Annotated in this window: 22 protein-coding genes; 11 read left to right on the plus strand and 11 right to left on the minus strand. The window is 57.1% G+C overall.

Translation table 11 applies throughout. The annotated features are described in order from the left end of the window. The first annotated feature begins 78 nt into the window (after window positions 1–78). The 4 genes from htpG (at window position 79) to L463_RS13155 (ending at window position 5,239) form a co-directional block, all read left to right on the plus strand. Window positions 79–1,953: a molecular chaperone HtpG gene (gene htpG / locus L463_RS13170; RefSeq protein WP_032104068.1), complete on the plus strand. Its 1,875-nt coding sequence runs from the start codon at window positions 79–81 to the stop codon at window positions 1,951–1,953. Window positions 1,954–2,140: 187 nt separating this feature from the next. Further along, on the plus strand, window positions 2,141–2,785 hold the full coding sequence (gene adk, locus L463_RS13165) for an adenylate kinase (protein WP_006809841.1): 645 nt from the start codon (window positions 2,141–2,143) through the stop codon (window positions 2,783–2,785). A gap of 124 nt (window positions 2,786–2,909) precedes the next feature. Continuing rightward, the gene (gene hemH, locus L463_RS13160) at window positions 2,910–3,872 is read left to right on the plus strand and encodes a ferrochelatase (protein ID WP_017383216.1); all 963 of its coding nucleotides are present in this window, start codon (window positions 2,910–2,912) and stop codon (window positions 3,870–3,872) included. Between the two features lie 62 nt (window positions 3,873–3,934). Beyond that, complete coding sequence (locus L463_RS13155; RefSeq protein WP_032104066.1) at window positions 3,935–5,239, plus strand: inosine/guanosine kinase; 1,305 nt, start codon at window positions 3,935–3,937, stop codon at window positions 5,237–5,239. 93 nt (window positions 5,240–5,332) lie between these two features. Here L463_RS13155 and ybaL read toward each other — a convergent pair whose 3' ends face one another. Together ybaL and L463_RS13145 are read right to left on the minus strand one after the other, a co-directional pair. Beyond that, window positions 5,333–7,009, minus strand: a complete 1,677-nt coding sequence (gene ybaL, locus L463_RS13150; RefSeq protein WP_017383218.1) for a YbaL family putative K(+) efflux transporter — start codon at window positions 7,007–7,009, stop codon at window positions 5,333–5,335. Window positions 7,010–7,241: 232 nt separating this feature from the next. Further along, window positions 7,242–8,462, minus strand: coding sequence for an MFS transporter (locus tag L463_RS13145; protein WP_015571242.1), 1,221 nt, complete (start codon window positions 8,460–8,462; stop codon window positions 7,242–7,244). A 164-nt stretch (window positions 8,463–8,626) separates the two neighbouring features. On the opposite strand from L463_RS13145, the gene ushA reads away from it, so the two are divergent. Then, entirely contained in the window at window positions 8,627–10,279 is a 1,653-nt protein-coding gene (ushA, locus tag L463_RS13140) for a bifunctional UDP-sugar hydrolase/5'-nucleotidase UshA (protein WP_017383219.1), read from the plus strand. 91 nt (window positions 10,280–10,370) lie between these two features. On the opposite strand, the gene ybaK is transcribed toward ushA, so the two are convergent. From ybaK to copA, 3 genes are all read right to left on the minus strand, one after another. Further along, the gene (gene ybaK, locus L463_RS13135; protein ID WP_010428207.1) at window positions 10,371–10,850 is read right to left on the minus strand and encodes a Cys-tRNA(Pro)/Cys-tRNA(Cys) deacylase YbaK; all 480 of its coding nucleotides are present in this window, start codon (window positions 10,848–10,850) and stop codon (window positions 10,371–10,373) included. A 198-nt stretch (window positions 10,851–11,048) separates the two neighbouring features. Continuing rightward, window positions 11,049–11,843, minus strand: a complete 795-nt coding sequence (locus L463_RS13130) for a TraB/GumN family protein (RefSeq protein WP_032673155.1) — start codon at window positions 11,841–11,843, stop codon at window positions 11,049–11,051. Between the two features lie 50 nt (window positions 11,844–11,893). Beyond that, entirely contained in the window at window positions 11,894–14,392 is a 2,499-nt protein-coding gene (gene copA / locus L463_RS13125; protein ID WP_032104065.1) for a copper-exporting P-type ATPase CopA, read from the minus strand. 108 nt (window positions 14,393–14,500) lie between these two features. On the opposite strand from copA, the gene cueR reads away from it, so the two are divergent. Further along, window positions 14,501–14,911 carry a Cu(I)-responsive transcriptional regulator gene (gene cueR, locus L463_RS13120; protein WP_017383222.1) on the plus strand — a complete coding sequence of 137 codons (411 nt, stop codon included), beginning with the start codon at window positions 14,501–14,503 and terminating at the stop codon, window positions 14,909–14,911. Here the strand turns inward: cueR and L463_RS13115 are convergent. The 3 genes from L463_RS13115 to L463_RS13105 form a co-directional block, all read right to left on the minus strand. Further along, window positions 14,908–15,360 carry an NfeD family protein gene (locus tag L463_RS13115; RefSeq protein ID WP_015571238.1) on the minus strand — a complete coding sequence of 151 codons (453 nt, stop codon included), beginning with the start codon at window positions 15,358–15,360 and terminating at the stop codon, window positions 14,908–14,910. The two genes, cueR and L463_RS13115, sit on opposite strands and share 4 nt — an antisense overlap. Then, a complete protein-coding gene (locus L463_RS13110) occupies window positions 15,357–16,271 on the minus strand; it encodes an SPFH domain-containing protein (protein ID WP_003858941.1) in 915 nt (304 codons plus the stop codon). Before L463_RS13110 ends, L463_RS13115 begins: the two co-directional genes overlap by 4 nt. 154 nt (window positions 16,272–16,425) lie before the next feature. Continuing rightward, window positions 16,426–17,280: a hypothetical protein gene (locus L463_RS13105; protein WP_015571236.1), complete on the minus strand. Its 855-nt coding sequence runs from the start codon at window positions 17,278–17,280 to the stop codon at window positions 16,426–16,428. Window positions 17,281–17,422: 142 nt separating this feature from the next. On the opposite strand from L463_RS13105, the gene fetA reads away from it, so the two are divergent. Both fetA and fetB read left to right on the plus strand, forming a co-directional pair. Then, on the plus strand, window positions 17,423–18,094 hold the full coding sequence (gene fetA, locus L463_RS13100; protein ID WP_015571235.1) for an iron efflux ABC transporter ATP-binding subunit FetA: 672 nt from the start codon (window positions 17,423–17,425) through the stop codon (window positions 18,092–18,094). Beyond that, window positions 18,087–18,869, plus strand: a complete 783-nt coding sequence (gene fetB / locus L463_RS13095; RefSeq protein WP_032104064.1) for an iron efflux ABC transporter permease subunit FetB — start codon at window positions 18,087–18,089, stop codon at window positions 18,867–18,869. The genes fetA and fetB overlap by 8 nt, the downstream gene beginning before the upstream one ends. A 51-nt stretch (window positions 18,870–18,920) precedes the next feature. Here the strand turns inward: fetB and L463_RS13090 are convergent, their stop codons facing one another. The 3 genes from L463_RS13090 to tesA are packed head-to-tail and all read right to left on the minus strand — an operon-like array spanning window position 18,921 to window position 21,256. Then, complete coding sequence (locus tag L463_RS13090) at window positions 18,921–19,775, minus strand: co-chaperone YbbN (RefSeq protein WP_017383224.1); 855 nt, start codon at window positions 19,773–19,775, stop codon at window positions 18,921–18,923. Between the two features lie 58 nt (window positions 19,776–19,833). Then, on the minus strand, window positions 19,834–20,643 hold the full coding sequence (locus L463_RS13085; RefSeq protein ID WP_108454203.1) for an SDR family oxidoreductase: 810 nt from the start codon (window positions 20,641–20,643) through the stop codon (window positions 19,834–19,836). Further along, a complete protein-coding gene (gene tesA, locus L463_RS13080) occupies window positions 20,624–21,256 on the minus strand; it encodes a multifunctional acyl-CoA thioesterase I/protease I/lysophospholipase L1 (protein WP_003858933.1) in 633 nt (210 codons plus the stop codon). Before tesA ends, L463_RS13085 begins: the two co-directional genes overlap by 20 nt. Here tesA and ybbA point away from each other — a divergent pair. The 3 genes from ybbA (at window position 21,227) to L463_RS13065 (ending at window position 25,652) form a co-directional block, all read left to right on the plus strand. Beyond that, on the plus strand, window positions 21,227–21,913 hold the full coding sequence (gene ybbA, locus L463_RS13075) for a putative ABC transporter ATP-binding protein YbbA (RefSeq protein ID WP_017383226.1): 687 nt from the start codon (window positions 21,227–21,229) through the stop codon (window positions 21,911–21,913). The genes tesA and ybbA overlap by 30 nt on opposite strands. Continuing rightward, window positions 21,910–24,324: a putative ABC transporter permease subunit YbbP gene (ybbP, locus tag L463_RS13070; protein WP_017383227.1), complete on the plus strand. Its 2,415-nt coding sequence runs from the start codon at window positions 21,910–21,912 to the stop codon at window positions 24,322–24,324. Before ybbA ends, ybbP begins: the two co-directional genes overlap by 4 nt. Before the next feature lie 182 nt (window positions 24,325–24,506). Then, on the plus strand, window positions 24,507–25,652 hold the full coding sequence (locus L463_RS13065; protein ID WP_017383228.1) for a porin: 1,146 nt from the start codon (window positions 24,507–24,509) through the stop codon (window positions 25,650–25,652). The last annotated feature ends 111 nt before the right edge of the window (window positions 25,653–25,763 follow it).

The raw sequence follows: 25,763 nt of genomic DNA on the forward strand, positions 1-25,763 counted from the left end.
GAAAATTCCTCCCCTTATCCCCATCTCTCACTCAACGTTTTACAACCCCATTAAATGGCATTGTTGAGGTCGACTTAGATGAAAGGACAAGAAACCCGTGGTTTCCAGTCAGAAGTAAAACAGCTTCTGCACCTGATGATCCATTCCCTGTATTCCAACAAAGAAATCTTCCTGCGTGAGCTGATTTCCAACGCCTCGGATGCGGCGGACAAGCTACGCTTCCGCGCGCTGTCTAACCCGGAACTGTATGAAGGCGACGGCGAGCTGCGCGTGCGCGTCTCGTTTAATAAAGAGAACCGCACCCTGACCATCGCCGATAACGGCATCGGGATGAACCGCGACGAGGTGATTGACCACCTCGGAACCATCGCCAAATCCGGCACCAAAGCGTTCCTTGAGTCCATGGGCTCTGACCAGGCGAAAGACAGCCAGCTGATCGGTCAGTTCGGCGTAGGCTTCTACTCGGCGTTCGTCGTGGCGGACAAAGTCACCGTGCGCACCCGCGCCGCGGGCGACAGCGCCGAGAACGGCGTGCTGTGGGAGTCTAAAGGTGAAGGCGAGTACACCGTTGATGACATCACCAAAGCGGATCGCGGCACCGAAATCACCCTGCACCTGCGTGAAGGCGAAGACGATTTCCTGAACGACTGGCGCGTACGCTCCATTATTAGCAAATATTCCGACCATATTGCGCTGCCGGTTGAGATTGAAAAACAGGAAGAGAAAGACGGCGAAACCGTGGTTTCCTGGGAAAAAATCAACAAGGCGCAGGCGCTGTGGACGCGTAATAAAGCTGAAATTAAAGACGACGAGTACAACGAGTTTTACAAGCACATCGCCCACGACTTCACCGATCCGCTGACCTGGAGCCACAACCGTGTGGAAGGGAAACAGGAGTACACCAGCCTGCTGTACATTCCGGCGCAGGCGCCGTGGGACATGTGGAACCGCGATCACAAGCACGGCCTGAAGCTGTACGTGCAGCGCGTGTTCATTATGGACGACGCCGAGCAGTTCATGCCGAACTACCTGCGCTTTGTGCGTGGCCTGATAGACTCCAACGATCTGCCGCTGAACGTCTCCCGTGAAATTCTTCAGGACAGCACCGTCACCCGTAACCTGCGCAACGCCCTGACCAAACGTGCGTTGCAGATGCTGGAAAAACTGGCGAAGGACGATGCGGAAAAATACCAGACCTTCTGGAAACAGTTTGGCCTGGTGCTGAAAGAAGGTCCGGCGGAAGATACTGCGAACGTGGAAGCTATCGCTAAACTGCTGCGCTTCGCCTCTACGCACAACGACTCCTCCGCCCAGACCGTGTCGCTGGAAGAGTACGTCTCCCGCATGAAAGAAGGGCAGGAGAAGATCTACTACATCACCGCCGACAGCTATGCGGCAGCGAAGAGCAGCCCGCATCTGGAACTGCTGCGTAAGAAAGGCATCGAAGTGCTGCTGCTGTCTGACCGCATCGACGAGTGGATGATGAACTACCTGACCGAGTTCGACGGTAAATCCTTCCAGTCCGTTGCCAAAGCCGACGAGTCTATCGATAAGCTGGCGGATGAAGTGGACGACAGCGCGAAAGAAGCCGAGAAGGCGCTGGAGCCGTTCGTTGAGCGCGTTAAAACGCTGCTGGGCGACCGCGTGAAAGAGGTGCGCTTCACGCACCGTCTGACCGATACGCCAGCCATTGTCACCACCGATGCGGACGAAATGAGCACCCAGATGGCGAAACTGTTCGCTGCGGCGGGCCAGGCCGTGCCGGAAGTGAAATATATCTTTGAGCTTAATCCGGATCACCCGCTGGTGAAACGCGCGGCGGATACCCAGGACGACGCCCGCTTTGCGGAGTGGGTTGAACTGCTGCTGGATCAGTCCCTGCTGGCCGAGCGCGGTACGCTGGAAGATCCTAACCTGTTCATTAAACGTGTGAATGCGCTGCTGCTGGCGTAATCTTCCCTCACCCCGGCCCTCTTCCACAGGGAGAGGGTTAGGGTGAGGGCACCTGACCGCACGAAGCCAAATTATCTCCCCCCGTTAACCGTTTCAGCCTTCCCACCTTCCTTGAGCCATACCCGTTCTGGTGGTATTGTTTAGCGCTTTTTGAAAAATTGAATCGACTTTTGAGGGGATTTTCGCAATGCGTATTATTCTGCTTGGCGCTCCGGGCGCGGGTAAAGGAACTCAGGCTCAGTTCATCATGGAGAAATACGGTATTCCGCAAATCTCCACCGGTGACATGCTGCGCGCCGCTGTTAAATCTGGCTCCGAGCTGGGTAAACAAGCGAAAGACATCATGGACGCAGGCAAACTGGTGACCGACGAACTGGTTATCGCGCTGGTTAAAGAGCGCATTGCTCAGGAAGACTGCCGTAACGGTTTCCTGCTGGACGGCTTCCCGCGCACCATTCCTCAGGCTGACGCCATGAAAGAAGCGGGCATCAACGTGGATTACGTGCTGGAGTTCGACGTACCAGACGAGCTGATCGTTGACCGTATCGTTGGCCGTCGCGTACACGCTGCTTCTGGCCGCGTTTACCACATCAAATTCAACCCACCTAAGGTTGAAGGCAAAGACGACGTGACCGGCGAAGAGCTGACCACCCGTAAAGACGATCAGGAAGAAACCGTGCGTAAACGCCTGGTGGAATACCATCAGATGACCGCACCGCTGATCGGCTACTACACCAAAGAAGCGCAGGCGGGTAACACCAAATACGCGAAAGTGGACGGCACTAAAGCCGTGGCTGACGTACGTGCAGAGCTGGAAAAAATCCTCGGCTAAGCGCACCTCTCTCACCCGGAGCCCCGGGTGAGAAAAATTCTCATCTTACCTATTACAGCAATGGGTTTCGTTTAAACGCATTTCCGCTACAATTGACAGCCTATCAAATGGTTAAGAGGCGTGAATGAGTCAGGCGAAAACCGGCATCCTGCTTGCCAATCTGGGCACCCCAGAAGCACCTACTCCAGCGGCGGTCAAACGCTACCTGCGACAATTTTTAAGCGACACGCGCGTCGTGGATACCCCAAGACTGCTGTGGTGGCCACTGCTGCGCGGCGTCATTCTGCCGATTCGTTCCCCGCGTGTGGCAAAGCTCTATCAGTCCGTGTGGATGGAAGAGGGCTCGCCACTGATGGTCTACAGCCGTCGTCAGGAGAAGGCGCTGGCCGCCCGCCTGCCGGACATGCCCGTTGCGCTCGGCATGAGCTACGGTAAGCCGTCCCTGGAAAGCGCCGTCGACTCTCTGCTGGCGCAGGGCGTTGAACACATTGTAGTGCTGGCCCTTTATCCGCAGTATTCGTGCTCCACGGTAGCTGCCGTCTGGGACGAACTGGCGCGCATTCTGGCGACCCGCCGCCGTATACCGGGTATCACCTTTATCCGCGACTACGCCGATAACGAGCTGTACATTCAGGCGCTTGCCAGCAGCGCGCGCGCGTCGTTTGAAAAACACGGCGAGCCGGATCTGCTGCTGCTCTCCTATCACGGTATTCCGCAGCGTTTCGCGAACGAAGGGGATGATTACCCCCAGCGTTGCCGCGATACCACCCGCGAGCTGGTCTCCGCCCTCGGCCTGCCGCCTGAGAAGGTGATGATGACCTTCCAGTCGCGCTTCGGCCGTGAACCGTGGCTCACCCCGTATACTGATGAAACGCTTAAGATGCTGGGCGAGAAGGGCGTGAAGCACATTCAGGTGATGTCGCCGGGCTTCTCGGCGGACTGTCTGGAAACGCTGGAAGAGATTGCTGTCCAGAACAAAGAGTTCTTTATGGAGGCGGGCGGAACGAAATACGAATACATTCCTGCGCTTAACGACTCCCCTGAACACATCGACATGATGGTGTCACTGGTCACCACCCGCCGCTGATCGCGTTACGGGCCGGGTTTGTGCTACCATTCCCGGCCCGTATTCTTTGCACAGTTCAGACCATGAAATTTCCCGGTAAACGTAAGTCCAAACACTATTTCCCCGTCGATGCCCGCGATCCGCTGTTACAGCAAATTCAGCAGGAAAGCGAAACCAGCGCTGCCTGGGTGGTCGGTATCGATCAGACGCTGGTGGACATTGAAGCCAAAGTGGATGATGCGTTTGTCGCACGTTACGGTCTGAGCGCCGGGCACTCGCTGGTGATTGAGGATGACGTTGCCGAAGCGCTGTATCAGGAGCTGGTGCGCGAAAATCTTATCACCCACCAGTTTGCCGGCGGCACCATCGGCAACACTATGCACAACTACTCCGTACTGGCAGACGACCGCTCGGTACTGCTTGGCGTGATGTGCAGCAATATCGAAATCGGAGGCTACGCCTACCGCTACCTGTGCAATACCTCCAGCCGCACCGATCTGAATTATTTGCAGGGCGTTGACGGGCCGATTGGCCGCTGCTTTACGCTGATAAGCGATTCCGGCGAGCGTACCTTTGCCATCAGCCCCGGCCATATGAACAAGCTGCGCGCTGAAAGTATCCCGGAAGAGGTGATCGCGGGCGCGTCTGCGCTGGTACTGACCTCCTATCTGGTGCGCTGCAAGCCGGGCGAACCAATGCCGGACGCAACCATGAAGGCAATTGAGTACGCGAAGAAATACAACGTGCCTGTGGTTCTGACGCTGGGCACCAAATTCGTCATTGCCGACAACCCGGAGTGGTGGCAGGCCTTCCTGAAAGAACACGTCTCGATTCTGGCGATGAATGAAGAAGAAGCCGAAGCGCTGACCGGCGAAAGCGATCCGCTGCTGGCGTCTGATAAGGCGCTGGACTGGGTAGATCTGGTGCTCTGCACCGCCGGGCCGGTCGGGCTGTATATGGCGGGCTTCACGGAAGAAGAGAGCAAGCGGAAAACCCAGCACCCGCTGCTGCCGGGCGCAATCGCCGAATTTAACCAGTACGAGTTCAGCCGCGCCATGCGTCATAAAGACTGCATCAACCCGCTGCGTATCTTCTCCCACATCGCACCGTATATGGGTGGCCCCGAGAAGATCATGAACACCAACGGCGCGGGCGACGGCGCGCTGGCCGCGCTGCTGCACGACATCACCGCCAACGCCTACCACAAAACCAATGTGCCGAATTCCAGCAAGCACACCTTCAACTGGCTGACCTACTCCTCGCTGGCGCAGGTGTGCAAGTACGCGAACCGCGTGAGTTATCAGGTGCTGAACCAGCATTCACCGCGCTTAACGCGGGGGCTGCCGGAACGGGAAGACAGCCTCGAAGAGGCGTATTGGGACAGGTAAAAGCAAAACGGCAACCTGTGGTTGCCGTTTTTAGTGTTTGTTCCCTCTCCCTGTGGGAGAGGGCCAGGGTGAGGGCATCAGGCCGCACAAAACTTAACCCGTCACCGCCTCTTCAACTGGCGGTTTTGTCAGCATTGTCAGCATTGTATTCGCAATCTCACGCTCACCCATCACCACCTGATTCGCGCCGCGCTCGGTGATGTACTCCACTTCGTCATCATAATGGGCGCGGGCAATGATTTCGATATGTGGGCATTTTTCACGGGCTGTGGCGACAATCTCGCCAGCCTCGTAACCGTTCGGGATAGTGAGCAGCAGCCAGCGAGCGCAGTCCAGATGGGCCAGATTCATAATCTCTTCGTTAGCCGCGTTGCCCAGCACCGCGCGGATGCCGCGCTCGCGAAGCTCGTCGACGCGAGTGCGGGAGGTTTCAATCACTACCAGGGGGATCCCCTGGGCCATCAGCTTCTCACCGAGCAGGCTGCCGACGCGGCCAAAACCGACCAGCAGCGCGTGGTTGCAGATATCTACGGGGATCTGTTTCTCCTCCTCAATCGCTTCTTCCAGGGTTTGCTCTTCGAGGGTTTCGGTCTTCTCGAGATATTTCTCCAGCAGGGCAAACAATACCGGGTTTAGCATGATGGAGAGGATCGCCCCCGCCAGCACCAGATTTTGCCCCGCCTGTGGCAGCAGGTTCAGGGCCATCCCCAGACCAGCAAGAATAAAGGCGAACTCGCCAATCTGCGCCAGGCTGGCGGCGATGGTCAGCGCCGTGCGCGGCGAGTGACCGAACATCCGTACCAGGAAGAAGGCGGCAACGGACTTACCAAAGATGATGATTGCCAGCGTACCCAGCACGGCCAGCGGCTGCTGAATGAGGATCAGCGGGTCGAACAGCATCCCGACGGAGACAAAGAACAGCACCGCGAATGCATCACGTAGCGGCAGGGTATCGTGCGCGGCACGGTGGCTCAGCTCGGACTCGTTCAGCACCATCCCGGCGAAGAACGCGCCCAGCGCAAAGGAGACGTCAAACAGCTCGACGGCGCCAAAGGCAATGCCCAGCGCCAGCGCAAGGACCGAAAGCGTGAACAGTTCACGCGAGCCCGTGGCGGCGCTGCGGGACATGATCCACGGCACCAGGCGGCGGCCCACCAGCATCATGATGGCGATAAACGCCACGACTTTACCGATGGTAATGCTCATATCCAGCGCCAGCGAGGCGAAGCCGATATTCTCTTTTTCCATCATCCCGGCAACGGCAGGCAGCAGAACCAGCGTCAACACCATTACCAGATCTTCAACAATCAGCCAGCCTATCGCGATTTGTCCGCGCTGGCTGTCTATCAGCTGTCTCTCTTCAAGCGCGCGCAGCAGCACCACGGTACTGGCGGTTGAAAGACACAGCCCAAATACGATACCGGTCATGATTGACCAGCCCAGCACCGCCGAAAGCGCCATGCCCAGCAGCGTCGCCACCCCTATCTGGGCGATCGCTCCCGGTATGGCGATCGACTTTACCGCCATCAGATCCTTCAGGGAAAAATGCAGTCCGACGCCAAACATCAGCAGGATTACGCCCAATTCCGCCAGCTCAGGCGCCAGTTTGGTATCTGCGACAAAACCCGGCGTAAAGGGCCCTGCCAGCACGCCCGCCAGCAAATAGCCTACAAGGGGCGAAATACGCAGTTTATTGGCAATCATGCCGAGAATAAAAGCGAGCACAAGTCCACCAACAATGGTGGTGATAAGCGGTGTGGCGTGGTGCATTCCGTCTCCTTTCGCGATGGGTGATCCATTTTTGGTGCAAATACCAAAAAGCCGATTAATAGTTTATGACAATTTTTACGCTTATGTTTATGAATAATTGTTGAAATCACAATAAAAAGGCAATAAGCATGAAAAAAGGCAGATTTTGATAAATTTGCTGAGGGGAGGGAGAGGAAAGCCTTATGGCATCAGGTTATCCGGCTGCCAAAGTTTAACTTTGGCAGCCGTGAAGTCACGCTTTATGACGATTGTCAGGCAGGAATATGGTCAACATCCCCAGAAGTGGCAGGAAAGCGCAGATTTTATAGACCAGGAAGATGCTGGTGTGGTCTGCAACCATCCCCAACACGGCTGCGCCAAGGCCGCCCATGCCAAAGGCAAAACCGAAAAAGAGACCGGAAACCATACCGATACGTCCCGGCAGCAGCTCCTGCGCGTAGACCAGGATGGCTGAAAATGCCGATGCGAGAATAAAACCAATAATCACCGTCAATATTCCGGTCCATTCCAGCGTTGCGTACGGTAAAACAAGCGTAAACGGCGCGACGCCGAGGATAGAGCCCCAAATGACATATTTACGTCCAATTTTATCCCCCACAGGGCCGCCTATCACCGTGCCTGCCGCCACCGCAAACAGGAAGGCAAAGAGGTGGAACTGGGCGTTTTGTACTGATAATCCGAATTTTTGCATCAGATAGAAGGTGTAATAGCTGCTAATGCTCGCCATATAGAAATATTTCGAGAAAATCAGCACCAGCAGCACGCTGACGGCAAGGATCACCTTATTGCGCGGAAGGGGATTGGTTATCTTCGCGGCAGGTTTTCCCTTATTTACGCGATGCTGCGCGGCATACCAGCGGCTGATTTGCGCCAGGACGACAATCGCCAGCAGCGCGGCCAGCACAAACCACGCCACGTTGCCTTTGCCGTAAGGCGCGATAATTACCGCCGCCAGCAGAGGACCGAGGGAGCTACCAAAGTTACCCCCCACCTGGAACAGAGACTGCGCCAGCCCGTGACGTCCGCCTGAGGCCATACGTGCCACGCGGGACGATTCCGGATGGAACACCGATGAACCGGTTCCCACCAGCGCCGCGGCAACCAGTACCGCCTCAAAGCTGCCCGCCATGGCCAGCAGCACCAGCCCGCTCAGGGTGAAGCACATGCCAATGGGCAGCGACCATGGCATCGGGTATTTGTCCGTCCAGTAGCCCACTACCGGCTGTAGCAGCGAAGAGGCCAGCTGGAAGGTCAGGGTGATCATCCCGATCTGCACGAAGGTTAATGAGAACTCAGATTGCAACAGCGGGTAGATCGCCAGAATCAGCGACTGGATCATGTCGTTGAGCAGATGAGAGAGACTGATTGCGCCTAATACTTTAAAGGAAGTGCGCGATTTCGGCGGCGACGCCGGAGCGCCCTGGACGGGCTGGGTTGATTCACTGATTGCCATAAATACCACGTCGATTTGTTATTAGAGATGCAGGGAGTAATTATTATCCGACTAACATACCCGTCCGTGACATTTGAAGAAAGTCGCAATTCTGAAAACTTATTTGTCTATTCTTGTGAGTCACTGTAATTTTTGCGTTTGTCTATGGGTCAGGGAGAGAGAAGATGAAGTTAATGAAGCGTGGCGTCGCGCTGGCGCTCATCGCCGCATGGGGGCTGACAAGCCTGCCCGCGCAGGCGTATGAAAAAGATAAAACCTATAAAATTACCATTCTGCATACTAACGATCATCACGGCCATTTCTGGCGCAGCGAATACGGTGAATATGGCCTGGCGGCGCAAAAAACGCTGGTTGACGGCATTCGTAAAGAGGTCGCGGCCCAGGGCGGCAGCGTCCTGCTGCTGTCGGGCGGGGATATTAATACCGGGGTGCCGGAATCTGATTTACAGGATGCCGAGCCTGATTTCCGCGGCATGAATTTAATTGGTTACGACGCGATGGCGGTCGGAAACCACGAGTTTGATAATCCGCTGAGCGTGTTGCGCCAGCAGGAGAAGTGGTCCAAATTCCCGTTCCTTTCCGCCAATATTTATCAGAAAAGCACCGGCGAGCGCCTGTTTAAACCGTGGGCGCTGTTTAAGCGTCAGGATCTGAAGATCGCGGTCATCGGCTTAACCACCGACGATACGGCCAAAATTGGCAACCCTGAATTTTTCACCGACATCGAATTTCGTAAACCGGCGGACGAAGCGAAGCTGGTGATCCAGGAGTTGCAGCAGAATGAAAAACCGGATGTGATTATCGCGACCACCCACATGGGGCATTACGATAACGGTCAGCACGGCTCTAACGCGCCGGGCGACGTGGAGATGGCGCGCAGCCTTCCTGCGGGCTCGCTGGCGATGATTGTGGGCGGTCACTCACAGGATCCGGTCTGCATGGCTTCTGAGAATAAAAAGCAGGCAGATTATGTGCCCGGCACGCCGTGCGCGCCTGATCGTCAGAACGGGATCTGGATTGTACAGGCCCACGAGTGGGGTAAATACGTTGGCCGCGCGGATTTCGAATTCCGTAACGGCGAAATGAAGCTGGTGCACTATCAGCTCATCCCGGTCAACCTGAAGAAGAAAGTGACCTACCCGGATGGCAAAAGCGAGCGCGTACTCTACACGCCAGAGATCGCTGAAAACCAGCAGATGCTCTCTCTGCTGACGCCGTTCCAGAGCAAAGGGAAAGCGCAGCTGGACGTGAAGATTGGCACGCTTAACGGACGACTGGAAGGGGACCGCAGCAAAGTCCGCTTTGTACAGACCAACATGGGGCGTCTGGTGCTGGCCGCGCAGATGGCGCGCACGAATGCGGATTTCGGCGTGATGAGCGGCGGCGGTATTCGTGATTCCATTGAAGGCGGAGACATCACCTATAAAGACGTGCTCAAAGTGCAGCCGTTTGGCAACGTGGTGGTCTATGCGGACATGAGCGGGAAGGAGGTGATTGACTACCTGACCGCCGTGGCGCAGATGAAGCCGGATTCCGGGGCGTATCCGCAGTTTGCTAACGTCAGCTTCGTCGCGAAGGACGGCAAGCTCAACGATCTCAAAATCAAAGGCGAACCGGTTGATCCGGCGAAAACCTACCGCCTGGCAACGTTAAGCTTTAACGCCACCGGCGGCGACGGCTATCCGCATATCGATAACAAACCGGGTTATGTAAATACCGGGTTTATTGATGCGGAAGTGTTGAAGCAGTTTATCCAGCAAAATTCACCGATTGACGTGAACATGTATGAGCCGAAAGGCGAGGTGAGCTGGCAGTAGTGCGTTTTTTTTTGCCGGGTGGCGGCTTCGCCTTACCCGGCCTACATTCGAATCGTAGGCCCGGTAAGCGCAGCGCCACCGGGCAATTTTCTCAATCCCGGCGCGCAATATCCGCAAATTTCGCGTCCAGCATTTTCGCCAGATCGCCTGCGGCCAGTTCGATATCCAGCCCGCGTTTGCCGCCAGAAATATAGATCGTCTCAAACTCCTGCGAAGGCGCATCGATCAGCGTCGGCAGACGCTTTTTCTGGCCGAGCGGGCTGATCCCGCCGACCAGATAACCCGTTGTGCGTTGCGCAACCATCGGGTCAGCCATATCGACCTTTTTCGCTCCCAGCGCTTTGGCCACTTTCTTCAGATCAAGCTGTCCGGCGACGGGCGTCACTGCCACGGCGAGGTGCTTCATATCGCCGTTCACCGCGACCAGCAGCGTTTTGTAGACCTGGTCCGCGTTCAGCCCCAGCTTGCGCACCACTTCATCACCAAAGTTGGTTTCGTTCGGATCGTGATCGTAGGTGTGGATCCGGAAAGAAATTTTGTTTTTTTCGAGTAATTTAACGGCGGGAGTCATGGCTATCCTTCTTACGACAGACGATTCATACCAGCAGCATACGCCTGACGTTTGTCTAAAAAATAGCACCATCTTGCGCAATAGTATTGGCAGTGATGGTTACTTTGAGCGACAATCGGCGTAGCCGAAGGTCACTTCGGTATAATAAAAACGATGAAATTCCTCTTTGACGGGCCAATAGAGATATTGGCCATTTTTTTATTTCAGCAGCGACGGCAAATTCCCTTCTCCGTACAAATGCAACGCGCCAACCGCGACAACATAACGACCGGCAGGCAGGGCATATAGTGTCTCCCGCCACGCCTGGTTGCGCGCGTTCATCAGCACATCATACAACGATTCACTTAACGTCGACGGTAACGCCAGCTTACCGTCTGCGGGCGGCGCATCCAGCCACCAGCCAATCATCGTTTGCAGCAGACGCGCGTTGGTGTGCCAGTGGGTCAGGGTATCATCCAGCAGCATCAGGCCGTCATCGGGAAGCTGGCGAAGAAGCGCAATCTGGCTGTCCGTGCCTTCCAGTTCAATGACGGACAGGTTGCGCGCCCTTGCCGCATTCAGCAGTTGATAATCGATACCGTAATCGCCGCGCAGCCCCAGGCGCTGCGCCTGGGTGGCCTGTAGCACCATGGCAATTTGCCACAGGGGCAGAGTGTCGAGCATTGAGAGCGAGACGCCGGTCTCATCCGCAAGACGGGTAAGCTCAGCCAGCTGCGTCCCGTTAAGACGTTCCGCCAGGGGGCGATCGCTTTCCAGCCCGGCAAACGGCGATTCATGGCCGGAGATGTCGGCTTCGACGATCAGCGCGTCGGCGCGCTTCAGCAGTTTAATCAGGCCGGAGGGCAGGGGGGACATGTCCTGCGTGCCCATATGAATGCTTCCCACCAGGTGCAGATGCTGCCCGCCCGGAAGCGAAATATCCATACCGGGCCAGGCATAACGGCGGGGAAAAAGGGCGCGAAACGATGTTTTTAGACGATTAAACAGACCCATACGCGCTCCATGATCGGAAAGGTTCATGCTAGCGCGTACGGGTACAAGGTTCAATCCTTCGGTTTAAACCGCAGCAGACGGTTAGCGTTGCTCACCACGGTAATTGACGAGAGCGCCATCGCCGCACCCGCAACAACCGGGTTCAGCAGGGTACCGGTCAGCGGCCACAAAATCCCGGCGGCAATCGGAATGCCGAGCGAGTTATAGACGAAGGCCCCCAGCAGGTTCTGCTTCATGTTGCGCAACGTGGCTTTCGAAATCGCCAGCGCATCCGCCACCCCCATCAGGCTGTGGCGCATCAGGGTGATCGCCGCGGTTTCAATGGCGACATCGCTCCCGCCGCCCATCGCAATGCCTACGTCAGCCTGCGCCAGCGCCGGGGCGTCGTTGATGCCGTCGCCCACCATCGCCACCTGGCGACCCTGACTTTGCAGGTTCTTGATGGCGTCCGCTTTGCCGTCCGGCAGCACGCCCGCGATCACCTCATCAATACCGGCTTCTTTCGCAATGGCGTTGGCGGTGGTCGGGTTGTCCCCGGTCAGCATCACCAGACGATAGCCCGCGCGGTGCAGGCGCTGTAAGGCATCTACGCTGTCCTGGCGTAACGGATCGCGCACGGCCAGCAGCGCCGCCACCTGACCATCCCTCGCCAGCAGAACCGGCGTCGCGCCCTGAGAGGCCTGCGCGTTTAGCTCTGCGTCCAGCGCGGACGTATCAACGCCGTGTTCAGTCAGCAGTGCCTGGTTGCCCAGCAGCAGCGTATGGCCTTCGGCTTCACCGCTGACCCCTAAACCGCGCAGGGTGCGGAAGTTGCTGACCTGCGGCAGACGGCCATCACCGGCTTTCTCCAGGATGGCGCGCGCCAGCGGGTGGCTGGAACCTTGTTCCAGCGCGGCGGCAAGGCGCAGGGCGTCCGTCTCCGTACAGCCAACGGTACTGACGGCCACCACCTGCGGTTTGCCCTCGGTGAGCGTGCCGGTTTTATCAAAGACAAGGGTGTCCAGCGTGCTTGCCCGTTGCAGGGCGTCAGCATCACGGACCAGTACGCCAAATTCGGCGGCGCGTCCGACGCCAGAGATAATCGACATCGGCGTGGCCAGGCCAAGGGCACAAGGGCAGGCGATGATCAGCACCGTGGTGGCGATCACCAGGGTGTAGACAATCTGCGGCGCCGGGCCGAAGAAATACCAGATCGCCGCGCTCAGCAGGGCAATACCGACGACCACCGGCACAAAAATGGCGGAGATTTTATCGGCAAGCTGACCAATCTCCGGCTTACTGCTCTGCGCCTGGCGGACCATGCGAATGATGCGTGACAGCGTGGTATGGCTCCCGACCGCGCTGGCGCGGAACAGTACGCTGCCGTCCTGTACCACCGTACCCGCATGCACCGCATCGCCCTGAGATTTCTGCTGGGGTATCGGCTCGCCGGTCAGCATCGCTTCATCCAGCCAGGCATCGCCCTGGGTGATTTCACCGTCGACGGGCACGCGGTCGCCGGTGGTCAGGCGCAGCGTCATTCCCGGCTGTACCTCTGAGAGCGGAACGCTTTTTTCCCCGTCGTCCGTGACCACGCGGGCCGTCGGCGGGGTTAAATCGAGTAATCTTTCCAGCGCTTTCGACGAGCGCTGACGCGCGCGGGCTTCGAGCATATGGCCTAAGTTAATCAGACCGATAATCATCGCACTCGCTTCATAATAGAGATGGCGCGCCTCCATCGGGAACCACTGCGGCCAGACGTTCACGCTCATCGAATACAGCCACGCCGCGCCGGTACCGAGCGCGACCAGCGTGTCCATCGTCGCGGTGCGGTTTTTCAGGCTCTTCCAGGCGCTGGTATAGAAATGTCCGCCAGCAAACACCATCACCGCAAGGGTAATCAGACCAATCACCAGCCACAGGGTGCGGTTGTCAGCGGTGACCATCATGTTGTCACCCATCATGCCCCACACCATCACCGGAATACCGACCAGCAGGGCGACAATCGCCTGCCAGCGGAAACGCTTCATAGTGGCGACAGCCGTTTCCTGCTGGCGCTCGCGGCGCTCGGCATCATCTTCGATGGCCTCCGCCCCGTAGCCCGCTTTCTCCACGGCCTGCACTAACTCTGCGGCAGAGGCGCTGCCCATCACCAGCGCAGTACGCTCCGCCAGGTTTACCCGTGCCTGTGCGACGCCCGGTACCGCCTGTAAGGCGTTTTGTACCCGGGAGACGCAGCTGGCGCAGCTCATGCCGTTGATCAGCAGCTGTTGGCTGTCATCAATATCATCAGCTACCGGAAGCTCAGGAGTGGCCGCTGTCAGTGCTTCCGACGGGGATGATGACTCTGCCAGCGGTTTAGCCTTTGGGTGGCTTAACTCCGCCCCGTAACCGGCCTGTTTAATGGTATCAATCAGCGCGTCGGCGCTGGCGCTGCCGGTCACGGCGGCATGATCGATAGTCACCTCAGCGCTTTCCACGTCAGGACGCTGCTCCAGGCTTTCTTTAACGCGTTTGACACAGTGGCCGCAGGAGAGGCCGTCCAGTGTCAGGTCAATAGTGTGAGACATAACAAAACTCCCGTATAATGTTCTGGTCAATTGTTGACCTTCACTTTGCTTTTCGCTAACTGTTATGAAGGTTAAACCTTCCATCAAGGGGAAGGTCAAGGGGGAAATGTGAATATCAGCGATGTTGCGAAAAAAACCGGCTTAACCAGCAAAGCGATTCGCTTTTATGAGGAAAAAGGGCTGGTGACGCCACCGTTGCGCAGTGAGAACGGCTACCGCAGCTATACGCAGCTGCATCTTGATGAACTGACGTTACTGCGTCAGGCAAGACAGGTAGGATTTAACCTTGAAGAGTGCGGCGAGCTGGTTAACCTGTTTAACGATCCGAAACGCCACAGTGCCGACGTGAAAAAACGTACGCTGGAAAAAGTGGCGGAGATCGAACGCCATATCATCGAATTACAGGCGATGCGTGAGCAACTGTTACAGCTGGCAGAATCCTGCCCGGGAGATGACAGCGCCGAGTGCCCGATTATCGACAATCTTTCCGGCTGCTGCCACCGTAAAACCCACGCCTAACAGGCTTTAACCCGCAGGGTAATGCCTTCCACCGCAATGACCTCAACCCGCGTGCCGGCGCTGAGGTCATCGTCGGCCACCACCGGCCACGAACTGTCCCCCACGCGCATATGACCGCGTCCGTTGATCAGCGCGTTATCAAGCGTAAAGCGTCTACCCACGATCTGCTGCCCACGCTGGTTGAGGTGCGCGTCGACCGGCTTCTGCGCCTTCACCCGTTTGTTCAGCCAGCGCCACCACAGCCAGGCGGCCAGCAGCGTCAGCACGGCAAACAGCGCGCCCTGCCACTCCCAGCCGACAGGCAGCAGCCAGACGACCAGCCCGGTAATCACCGCGGCAACCCCGCTCCACAGCAGATAACCGTTGCCGCCAAGCATCTCGGCGGCCAGCAGTAAACCGCCAAGGCTTAGCCAGAACGCATGAGGATGTGCAACGATGAGCTCAATCATTTTTTACGCTCGTTTCCGCCGTCTTTGATCAACTCGGCAATTCCGGCGATAGATCCCATCAGACTGCTGGCATCCAGCGGCATCATTACCACCTTGCTGTTGTTCGCGGAGCCGATCTCCTTCAGCGCATCGGTATATTTTTGCGCGACGAAGTAGTTCACGGCCTGGATATCCCCGGCGGCAATCGCCTCGGAGACCATTTGCGTCGCACGGGCTTCTGCTTCTGCCGAACGTTCACGCGCTTCCGCCTGGAGGAAGGCAGACTGACGGTCGCCCTCGGCTTTCAGGATCTGCGACTGTTTTTCCCCTTCCGCTTTCAGGATTTCAGCCTGACGCACCCCTTCGGCTTCAAGAATATAGGCGCGCTTGGTACGCTCGGCCTTCATCTGCGCGTTCATGGAAGCAATCAGCTCTGCCGGTGGGCGCACGTCGCGGATCTCAATGCGGGTCACTTTGATCCCCCACGGATTGGTGGCTTCATCCACAATGTGCAGCAGGCGGGTATTAATGCTGTCGCGCTGGGAGAGCATTTCGTCCAGCTCCATTGAGCCAAGCACGGTACGGATGTTGGTCATGGTCAGGTTGACGATCGCCAGCTCCAGGTTGCTCACCTCATAGGCCGCTTTCGGCGCATCAATCACCTGAATAAAGCACACCGCATCGATGGTGACGTTGGCGTTATCCTTGGAGATGACTTCCTGGGAAGGGATATCCAGCACCTGCTCCATCATATTGATCTTACGCCCAATTCTGTCCATGAACGGGACGATCAGGCTTAAACCCGGCTGAAGAGTATTGGTGTAGCGACCGAAGCGTTCGACGGTCCACTGGTAACCCTGCGGGACAATTTTGACGCCTGCGCCCACGATAACCAGCGCAACGAATATAAGGACAGGAACAACGATGAGCATAAAAACCTCCTGTTTTGCATGCCGTAACGAGAAAAACTGCGTATTTGTTGAACGTAAGTATATCGGCTAACGAACAGGATTTCGCCCCTGTAAAGAGGTGGGAACCGGACTGGCAGAAATAAAACGCCCCGTTCGGAATGCGGGGCGCAAAACGTTACTTTTCAGACCAGGTATAGCTGAAGTCGGTGATAAACCCATCCCCGGCGTCAGCGATGGCTTTTGATAAGCCCTGATAGTATTTTTCCAGGCCGATGGCCTCTATCTGCTGGATCTGCTCGCGAACGGGAGCGCAGAACAATACCGCATTGCCCGCCCCGACACGTTTGTTGTTCGGCGGCAGATCGCCGGTAATCGCTTTAAACCAGGTTCTGATCCCTTGCTTTAAGCTGTGCGGCGCTTTTGTAAGATCCTCCTGGCCGGTCAGCACCTGTAGGGTAGGGAATTCATTAGCATTGACGGCGGTTTTCATACGCGCAAAGAACGCGGTAAAAAGCTCAAAAGAGCCGAGATCCGTGACGCGAGGCTTGGTGGTTTTTCCGTTTTTATTGCCCATTTTTCCGGCAGGGGCTGTAGGCGCAGGAACCACATTGACCTTATGCAGATCCAGACCAAACAGCAGATTGCAGTGCGCCCGGCGCTCTTTAAGCGGGTAGGACATCAGCACGTCAATAAACGCCGTCGCCTTCACATCGGCCAGATCATGGTTAATCAGCCATTGCGAGCGGGCAAATTCCGCGGGGGAAACGAACCAGTCCGGCACCTCAGTAAAGCGTCTGGATTTACCCTTGCCGTCAAACTCGAGAAAGTAAGCTCCATCATCGAAAGCAAAATAGCAGTTTTTAAAGCTACCGATTGTGGTGTTAACGATGAGCGCCTTCTTAACAAAATCGACCACCTCTGCACCCATGACAAAACGCGTGAGTTCAGAAGAATTGATGACTTCCATTAATGTTTCCACATCAGGAACACCAGGCTTCAGGGAAGAGAACTCATAAAAGATATGTGTCATGTTGCTGACTTCCTGTAGTTATAGAGGTGACAATTAGCGAGCAAAAAGTTTAACACTTGCTATAGGTTAAGGCTATTCGCGCTGCGTAGCGGAAAGGATTATGCTAAAGGCTGTTCTTATTACAGCGGTTAATGGAATCGGAATGAATAATAAAAAAAATCTTCTGGATATCAGGGATGTTGGCTTTCGTGTGGGTGATAACACCATCCTTCAGCACGTCGATTTTTGTCTCTCTCCGGGCGAATTTAAACTGATAACTGGCCCCTCCGGCTGCGGCAAAAGCACCCTCCTGAAAATCGTGGCTTCGCTACTGAGCCCAACGGAGGGAACCATCCTGTTTGCAGGAAAAGATATCGCCACGCTTTCACCGGAAAGCTATCGCCAGCAGGTGTCATACTGCGTGCAAACGCCGTCCCTGTTTGGCGACACGGTATACGACAATCTGGTTTTCCCCTGGCACATCCGCAACCAAACGCCTGATCCGAAAAAGTTTACCGACGATCTGACCCGGTTCGGGCTTTCGCCGGAGACGCTGACCAAATCGATCGCCGAACTGTCGGGAGGGGAAAAGCAGCGCGTCTCGCTGATCCGTAACCTGCAATTCTTGCCGAAGGCGCTGTTGCTGGACGAAATCACCAGCGCGCTGGATGACGCTAACAAGCGCAACGTCAATGACATTATCCATCGCTACGCCCGGGAGCAGAATATTGCCGTGCTGTGGGTGACGCATGATTCAAATGAAATTACCCATGCGGATGATGTCATCACGCTCAGGCCGCAGGGCGGGAAAATGGAGGAGGCTCATCGTGGGTGAACATAACATAACCAACGAATCGCTGGCGCTGTCGATGGTCCTGGTGCTGGTGGCGATTGTGGTCAGCTACCGGGAAAAGCTGGGGCTGGAAAAAGATATTCTTTGGAGTATCGCCCGCGCGGTCATTCAGCTCATCATCGTCGGCTATGTGCTGAAATACATCTTCAACGTCAATCATGCCGTGCTGACCCTGTTGATGGTGCTGTTTATCTGCTTTAACGCGGCATGGAACGCGCAGAAACGCAGTAAATACATCGATAAAGCGTTCATTTCGTCGTTGATCGCCATCACTACCGGGACCGCGTTAACGCTGGCGGTACTGGTACTCTCCGGCTCGATAGAATTTACGCCGATGCAGGTGATCCCCATTTCCGGGATGATTGCGGGCAATGCGATGGTGGCGGTCGGGTTGTGCTACAACAATCTGGGGCAACGGTTCAGCAGTGAACAGCAGCAGCTTCAGGAGAAGCTAAGCCTGGGCGCGACACCGAAGGTGGCCTCGGCGCGGTTGATCCGCGACAGCATTCGCTCTTCGCTGATCCCAACGGTGGATTCCGCTAAAACGGTGGGTCTGGTGAGCCTGCCGGGAATGATGTCGGGGCTGATTTTTGCCGGTATCGATCCGGTAAAAGCGATTAATTACCAGATTATGGTGACGTTTATGCTGCTCTCTACGGCGAGCCTGTCCACCATCATTGCCTGCTACCTGACCTATCGGAAGTTTTACAACGCGCGCCACCAGCTGGTGGTGACGCAGTTGAAAAAGACGGGGTAATATCGGCTTTTGTAGGCCCGGTAAGCGTTAGCGCCACCGGGCATTTTTTTACTAGTAGAGCAACGCGTACAGCTGACGACGATATTTCGACGCCAGCGCGTCACCGGTACCCAGCGCGGCCAGGATCTCCTGGAACATCTTCCGCGCCTGTCCGTCTGCGGCGCCCAGGTCCTTCTGAAGATGGCTAAACAGCAGCTCCAGCGCCTCTTCGTTACGCCCCACCTGATGAAGCTGAAGCGCCAGCTGGCTTGCCAGCGCGGCATCCTGCGGGTTGTCCGCAACCTGCTGCTGAAGCTGTTGAATTTCAGGGGTATCGGCCGCCTGTTTCAGCAGGTCAATCTGCGCCACCAGACCCTGATAACGGGTATCCTGATCCTGCATCGGCACCGTTTTCAGCACGGCTTCCGCGTCTTCAGGGCGGTGCAGCGCAATCTGGGTCTCTGCCAGCAGCAGACCAATCTGGCTGTTCTGGTTCGACAGTTGCCACGCGTCTTTTAACAGCGGCAGCGCCTCGTCGTACTTACCTTCCTGCATCAGCGCCATGGCTTCCTGCGCTTTCAGCTCTTCTTCGCGCGGCAGAACTTTATCCAGCAGGGCGCGGATCGCCTCTTCCGGCTGCGGCCCCTGGAAGCCATCCACCGGCTGACCGTTCTGGAACAGGTAGACGGTTGGGATCGCGCGCAGGCCAAACTGGGAAGCCACCATCGGTTCGGCGTCACAATCCAGCTTCGCCAGAATGAACTGACCGTTGTACTGCGCGGCAAGGCTTTCCAGGACCGGCGTCAGTTGCAGGCAGTGTTGGCTGCGTTCAGACCAGAAGTAGAACAGCACCGGTTTAATCATTGACTGTTCGAGCGTCTGTTGCAGGTTAGCTTCAGTTATGTTGACGATATTCTGTACGGACATGCGGCATTCTCTTTTATCGGTTTACTCTTTACATGGGGGTAAGCGTCGTCGCTTCAACTCAACCCTGCAAAATTTTGTCCATCATCCGCCCCGGCAGCAGGCGTTTCAACCAGCCGACGGCATGGGTTACCAGCGTGACCGGATAGCGCATTTTAGGGGTATCGCTCTCAAACGCGTGGCGCACTTTGGCAACGACGGCTTCTGGCCCAAGCGTAAAACGCGCCGCGATGCCGGGGTTTTCGACCGGTTTGTCCGCCTGCGTCTGGTTAACGTTTTCCGTAAAGCGGGTGCGGATCGGGCCCGGTTCAATCAGGCTGACCTTAATACCGCTGTGGCGCAGCTCCATGCGCAACGCATCGGACCAGGCTTCAAGCGCATATTTGCTGGCGGCGTAAGCCCCGCGGCCCGGCGTGGAGATCAGGCCCATGACCGAGGAGGTCATCACGATGCGCCCTTCGCCGTGCGGCAGCATGGCGGGGAGAAGGCGCATGGTAAGCTGATGCGCCCCGAAAAAGTTTGCGGAGAACTGCTGCTCCAGCTGTTCCCGTGAGAGAGTCTGTAGCGGGCCGTACACGCCGTAGCCCGCATTGTTGAACAGACCGTAAAGACAGTTGTTGGTCAGGGCGATAACCTCATCGGCGGCCTGCTCTACGCTCTCTGGCGAATCGAGATCCAGCAGAATGCCGGTAAATCCCAGCCCTCGCATGCGTTCGACATCCTCGGGTTTGCGGCAGGCTGCCAGTACCCAAAACCCCTGACGTTTCAGTTCAAGGGCGCTTTCAAGGCCAATTCCGCTGGAACATCCTGTTATTAAGACCGATTTTTGCATAACTTTACCTGTCAGGTTCTCAGCTGTTTGACGAGTCATGTTTTACTAAAGGAGCCAGCCGGGTTGCCATCCAGTCGGCAATGAACGGCTGGGCATCGCGATTGGGGTGAATGCCATCATCCTGCATCCACTGGGGTTTCAGATAGACCTCTTCCATGAAAAATGGCAGCAGCGGAATATCAAACTCTTTGGCAAGCTTAGGATAGATCGCGCTAAACGCCTCATTATACCGACGGCCGTAGTTGGCGGGCAGGCGAATTTGCATCAGCAGCGGCTGGGCATTGGCGGCCTTAATGGTCTGCAAAATGGTCCGCAGCGTTTGCTCCGTTTGCTGAGGCTGGAAGCCGCGCAAACCATCATTACCGCCCAGTTCAACCAGCACCCAACGCGGTTGATGCTGCTTAAGCAGGGCAGGCAGGCGCGATAAGCCTTGCTGCGACGTATCGCCGCTGATGCTGCCGTTCACGACAGACGCCCGGGACTGCCATTTATCATTGAGCAGGGCGGGCCAGGCCGCACTGGCGGCCATACGATAGCCCGCACTCAGGCTGTCGCCCAGAATCAATAACGTGTCCGCAGCCGCCGCGCGGAAGGTCATCAGCATCAAAAACAGGAAGGGCAAATGCCAGCGGAAAACATTGTTGAAGTTCATCGTCTTAAGAAGTCCGTCGGTCAGGGAGAACACGAGCTTTCCATCCTCACCGGAGTTGAACTCGTTGTCAAACGTGCCGAAACCATCGCCCTGATTGGTGAATCCGGTTCCGGTAAGTCCACGCTGCTGGCCATTCTCGCCGGTCTGGACGATGGCAGCAGTGGGGAAGTGAACCTGGTCGGCCAGCCCCTCCACGCGCTTGATGAAGAGGCCCGCGCCGCGCTGCGTGCCCGGCATATCGGGTTTGTCTTTCAGTCATTCATGCTGATCCCGACGCTGAACGCGCTGGAAAACGTTGAGCTGCCCGGCCTGCTGCGCGGTGACAATACTCGTGAAAGCCGCGATCACGCGAAGGCGTTGCTGGAACAGCTGGGGCTGGGCAAACGTCTCGACCACCTTCCGGCACAGCTTTCCGGCGGTGAGCAGCAGCGCGTGGCGCTGGCCCGGGCGTTTAACGGCCGCCCGGAAGTGCTGTTTGCCGATGAGCCAACGGGCAATCTCGACCGTAAAACCGGGGACAAAATTGCCGATCTGCTGTTTTCCCTCAACCGCGAGCACGGCACCACGCTGATTCTGGTTACCCACGATCCGCAGCTGGCCGCCCGCTGCGACCGCCGCCTGCGGCTGGTGAACGGTATTCTTCAGGAGGAAGCATGATTGCCCGCTGGTTCTGGCGCGAGTGGCGCTCGCCCTCGCTGCTGATTGTCTGGCTGGCGTTGAGCCTGGCGGTGGCCTGCGTGCTGGCGCTCGGTAGCGTCAGCGATCGTATGGAGAAAGGGCTTAGCCAGCAGAGTCGGGAATTTATGGCCGGGGACCGGGCTCTGCAAAGTTCTCGCCCCGTGCCGCCGGGCTGGATTGAGGAAGCGCGCAAAGAGGGGCTGAAGGTAGGGGAGCAGATCACCTTTCAGACTATGACCTTTGCGGGCGACACGCCGCAGCTTGCAAGCGTAAAAGCCGTGGATGACATCTACCCGATGTACGGTGACTTACAAACCAGCCCGCCGGGGCTAAAACCGACGGCCGGTACGGTCCTGCTGGCATCGCGACTGATGGCGCTGCTGAACCTGAAACCCGGCGACAGTATCGACGTCGGCGACGCGACACTCAAAATTGCCGGGGAAGTGGTGCAGGAGCCCGACTCTGGATTTAATCCGTTCCAGCTTGCGCCGCGCCTGCTGATGAACAGCGCTGATGTGGCGAAAACCAACGCCGTCCAGCCGGGAAGCCGTGTCACCTGGCGGTATAAGTTTGGCGGGACGCCTGCGCAGCTGGAGGCGTACGAAAAATGGCTCCTGCCGCAGCTCAAGCCGGAACACCGCTGGTACGGGCTGGAGCAGGATGACGGGGCGCTCGGCAAATCCCTCGAACGTTCCCAGCAGTTCCTGCTGCTGTCGGCGCTGTTAACTCTGCTGCTTGCCATTGCGGCGGTTGCCGTGGCGATGGGGCACTACTGCCGCAGCCGTTACGATCTGGCGGCGATCCTCAAAACCCTCGGCGCGGGCCGCGCGCAGCTGCGCAAGCTGATTGTCGGCCAGTGGCTGATGGTGCTGGCGTTGTCGGCTCTGACCGGCGGGGCGATAGGGCTGCTGTTTGAAAAGCTGCTGATGGTGCTGCTCAAACCGGTACTCCCCGCCGCATTACCGCCTGCCAGCCTCTGGCCGTGGCTGTGGGCCATCGGCGCGATGACGACGATCTCCCTGCTGGTAGGGTTACGCCCGTACCGGCTGCTGCTCGCCACCCAGCCGCTGCGCGTGCTGCGCCGCGATGTGGTGGCCAGCGTCTGGCCGCTGAAGTTCTACCTGCCGGTGATTATTGCGGTGGCGGTCGGGCTGTTGGCCTGGCTGATGGGCGGCAGTACGTTGCTGTGGGCGGTGCTGGCGGGCGCGGTGGTGCTGGCGCTGCTGTGCGGCGTAGTGGGCTGGATACTGCTTAATGTCCTGAGAAAGCTGACAGTTAAATCACTCCCCATACGGTTAGCGGTTAACCGACTGCTGCACCAGCCGTGGTCTACCCTCAGCCAGCTCTCGGCATTTTCGCTGTCGTTTATGCTGCTGGCGCTTCTGCTGGTGCTGCGCGGGGATCTGCTGGATCGCTGGCAGCAACAGCTTCCGCCGGAAAGCCCGAACTATTTCCTGATCAACATTGCTCCCGAACAGGTGACGCCGCTGAAGGGTTTCCTGTCTGAGCATCACATTATTCCGGAATCGTTCTATCCGATCGTGCGCGCCCGCCTGACGCAGATCAACGGCCAGTCGACGGAGGGAAATAAGGATGAATCGCTCAATCGCGAACTCAACCTGACCTGGCAGGCGAAACGTCCGGACCATAACCCGATCGTTGCCGGCACCTGGCCGCCGAAAGCGGGGGAAGTGTCGATGGAAGAGGGGCTGGCGACACGCCTGAACGTGAAGCTCGGAGACAGCGTGACCTTCACCGGCGATACCCAGGATTTCACCGCCAAAGTCACCAGCCTGCGCAAAGTGGACTGGGAAAGCCTGCGACCAAACTTCTTCTTCATCTTCCCGCCGGGTGCGCTGGACGGACAGCCGCAGAGCTGGCTCACCAGCTTCCGCTGGGAAAACGGCAACGGCATGCTGACGCAGCTTAACCGGGAATTTCCGACGGTGAGCCTGCTGGATATCGGCGCGATCCTCAAACAGGTCGGGCAGGTGCTGGAGCAGGTGAGCCGCGCGCTGGAGGTGATGGTAGTGCTGGTGACCGTCTGCGGTGTGCTGTTGCTGCTGGCGCAGGTGCAGGTGGGCATGCGTCAGCGTCATCAGGAGCTGGTGGTCTACCGCACGCTGGGAGCCAGTAAACGGCTGCTGCGCGCCACGCTGTGGAGCGAATTTGCCCTGCTCGGTCTGGTGGCGGGCCTGGTGGCGGCCATCGGGGCGGAAACCGCGCTGGCGGTACTCCAGAGCAAAGTCTTCGACTTCCCGTGGGAGCCCGACTGGCGGCTGTGGCTCACGCTGCCCGTCTGCGGCGCCGTGCTGCTGTCCCTGTGCGGCGGCTGGCTCGGAACCCGGCTGTTGAAAGGTAAAGCGCTATTCCGCCAGTTTGTCAGCTAGTTTACTGACGTGATGATGACGCACCGGCATTTCTGCTGGTGCGTCATCGCTTAACGGCACAAATCGTTAATGCCCCTGCATTTAGTAGCACAAAACATTAAAAACCCGCCCACACAGCCCGAATTTTTCCGGTTAATATTCACCAGCTAAATATTTAGCAGCGTGTCTATCAAGGAAAAAGAATGACTATAAGAAAAACAGCGCTGGCGACAACGATCGGCGCAGCAGTGGCATTGGCTTCTTTCGCATCTCAGGCGGAAATCACCCTTCTGAAACAGGATCCGCAGGCGGGTAACCCGCTGAGCCGCCTGAACTTCACCGTTGGCGGCAGTATTCGTCCTCAGTTCCAGAATATGACCGGTGATGACGGCAAAAACAGCTACAAGCGCAACGGCTTTGACGGCGGCACCCGCTTCCGTTTCGCTGCGGATTACTACCTGTTCGATGACATCAGCTGGATCAGCTACTACGAGCTGGGTGTGAACATTCCGGCGCAGTTCAACTGGGATCATCACTACGCCGACGGCGCGCACGACACCTCTCGTCGTATGCTCTACACCGGTCTGAAGAGCGACACCTGGGGTACGCTGACCTTCGGCCAGCAGAACAGCGTGTACTATGACGTAGTGGGCGCAAAAACCGATATCTGGGACTACGACATGATTGGTCAGGCGCCAGGTAACGGGATCAACGGCGACTATGACGGCTCTTACCGTTCACGCCAGATGCTGAAGTACAAGAAAACCGTGGGCGATGCTGACATCTACGCCTCTTACCTGTTTGAAGACAGCGAATACCTGCCGGGCAACGGCCTGCGTTACAAACGTAAAGGCGGCGGTTCACTGGGTATCGATTATCACCTGACTACCGATCTGACCTGGGGCGCAGCGTGGAACTACACCCGCGCGGACATGCGTAACCCGGACAACGGCGACAGCAAATCCTACGACCAGAATATCCTTGGTACCGCCCTGAGTTGGACGCCGGATAACTGGACCTTCTCCGCAGGCGGCGGCTGGTATCAGAACTTCCTGACCACCAAAAAAGTGTCCGTTAACGACTACTTCGCCGGTGATGCATGGGGTATTGAATACTTTGCGGGTTACAAGTTCCCGGTTGGTCAGTATGCGGTGAAATCCATCCAGCCGTACTTCATGGGCGACCGTATTGAGTACGTGAATGGCCGTAACTACCAGCGCATCGACAACGGTGTGGGTATCAGCTTCCAGCTGGATTACGGTTTCCGCGTGGATTACGAACACGTGTTCACCTCCAGCACCGACAACCTGGGCGATATGAACCTGGTGCGTCTGCGTTACGACTTCTAAGTTGTCATGTAGGGTGCGGCCTGATGCCCTCACCCTGACCCTCTCCCACGGGGAGAGGGAAAAAACATTAAAAACGGCAACCCAGGTTGCCGTTTTGCTTTTACCTCGCCA

Source organism: Enterobacter sp. BIDMC 27 (assembly GCF_000534415.1).
GTDB classification, from domain to species: Bacteria; Pseudomonadota; Gammaproteobacteria; order Enterobacterales; family Enterobacteriaceae; genus Enterobacter; species Enterobacter hormaechei_C.

Bases quoted from the DNA above. Each gene is read 5' to 3' on its own strand.
- L463_RS13090 (WP_017383224.1), bottom strand. From the start codon at position 19,775: ATGTCCGTACAGAATATCGTCAACATAACTGAAGCTAACCTGCAACAG.
- hemH (WP_017383216.1), top strand. From the start codon at position 2,910: ATGAGTCAGGCGAAAACCGGCATCCTGCTTGCCAATCTGGGCACCCCA.
- L463_RS13110 (WP_003858941.1), bottom strand. From the start codon at position 16,271: ATGCTCATCGTTGTTCCTGTCCTTATATTCGTTGCGCTGGTTATCGTG.
- ybaL (WP_017383218.1), bottom strand. From the start codon at position 7,009: ATGCACCACGCCACACCGCTTATCACCACCATTGTTGGTGGACTTGTG.
- ybbP (WP_017383227.1), top strand. From the start codon at position 21,910: ATGATTGCCCGCTGGTTCTGGCGCGAGTGGCGCTCGCCCTCGCTGCTG.
- copA (WP_032104065.1), bottom strand. From the start codon at position 14,392: ATGTCTCACACTATTGACCTGACACTGGACGGCCTCTCCTGCGGCCAC.
- L463_RS13065 (WP_017383228.1), top strand. From the start codon at position 24,507: ATGACTATAAGAAAAACAGCGCTGGCGACAACGATCGGCGCAGCAGTG.
- ybbA (WP_017383226.1), top strand. From the start codon at position 21,227: ATGCCAGCGGAAAACATTGTTGAAGTTCATCGTCTTAAGAAGTCCGTC.
- L463_RS13085 (WP_108454203.1), bottom strand. From the start codon at position 20,643: ATGACTCGTCAAACAGCTGAGAACCTGACAGGTAAAGTTATGCAAAAA.
- ushA (WP_017383219.1), top strand. From the start codon at position 8,627: ATGAAGTTAATGAAGCGTGGCGTCGCGCTGGCGCTCATCGCCGCATGG.
- ybaK (WP_010428207.1), bottom strand. From the start codon at position 10,850: ATGACTCCCGCCGTTAAATTACTCGAAAAAAACAAAATTTCTTTCCGG.
- L463_RS13105 (WP_015571236.1), bottom strand. From the start codon at position 17,280: ATGACACATATCTTTTATGAGTTCTCTTCCCTGAAGCCTGGTGTTCCT.
- htpG (WP_032104068.1), top strand. From the start codon at position 79: ATGAAAGGACAAGAAACCCGTGGTTTCCAGTCAGAAGTAAAACAGCTT.
- fetA (WP_015571235.1), top strand. From the start codon at position 17,423: ATGAATAATAAAAAAAATCTTCTGGATATCAGGGATGTTGGCTTTCGT.
- L463_RS13155 (WP_032104066.1), top strand. From the start codon at position 3,935: ATGAAATTTCCCGGTAAACGTAAGTCCAAACACTATTTCCCCGTCGAT.
- adk (WP_006809841.1), top strand. From the start codon at position 2,141: ATGCGTATTATTCTGCTTGGCGCTCCGGGCGCGGGTAAAGGAACTCAG.
- L463_RS13145 (WP_015571242.1), bottom strand. From the start codon at position 8,462: ATGGCAATCAGTGAATCAACCCAGCCCGTCCAGGGCGCTCCGGCGTCG.
- tesA (WP_003858933.1), bottom strand. From the start codon at position 21,256: ATGAACTTCAACAATGTTTTCCGCTGGCATTTGCCCTTCCTGTTTTTG.
- L463_RS13130 (WP_032673155.1), bottom strand. From the start codon at position 11,843: ATGGGTCTGTTTAATCGTCTAAAAACATCGTTTCGCGCCCTTTTTCCC.
- L463_RS13115 (WP_015571238.1), bottom strand. From the start codon at position 15,360: ATGATTGAGCTCATCGTTGCACATCCTCATGCGTTCTGGCTAAGCCTT.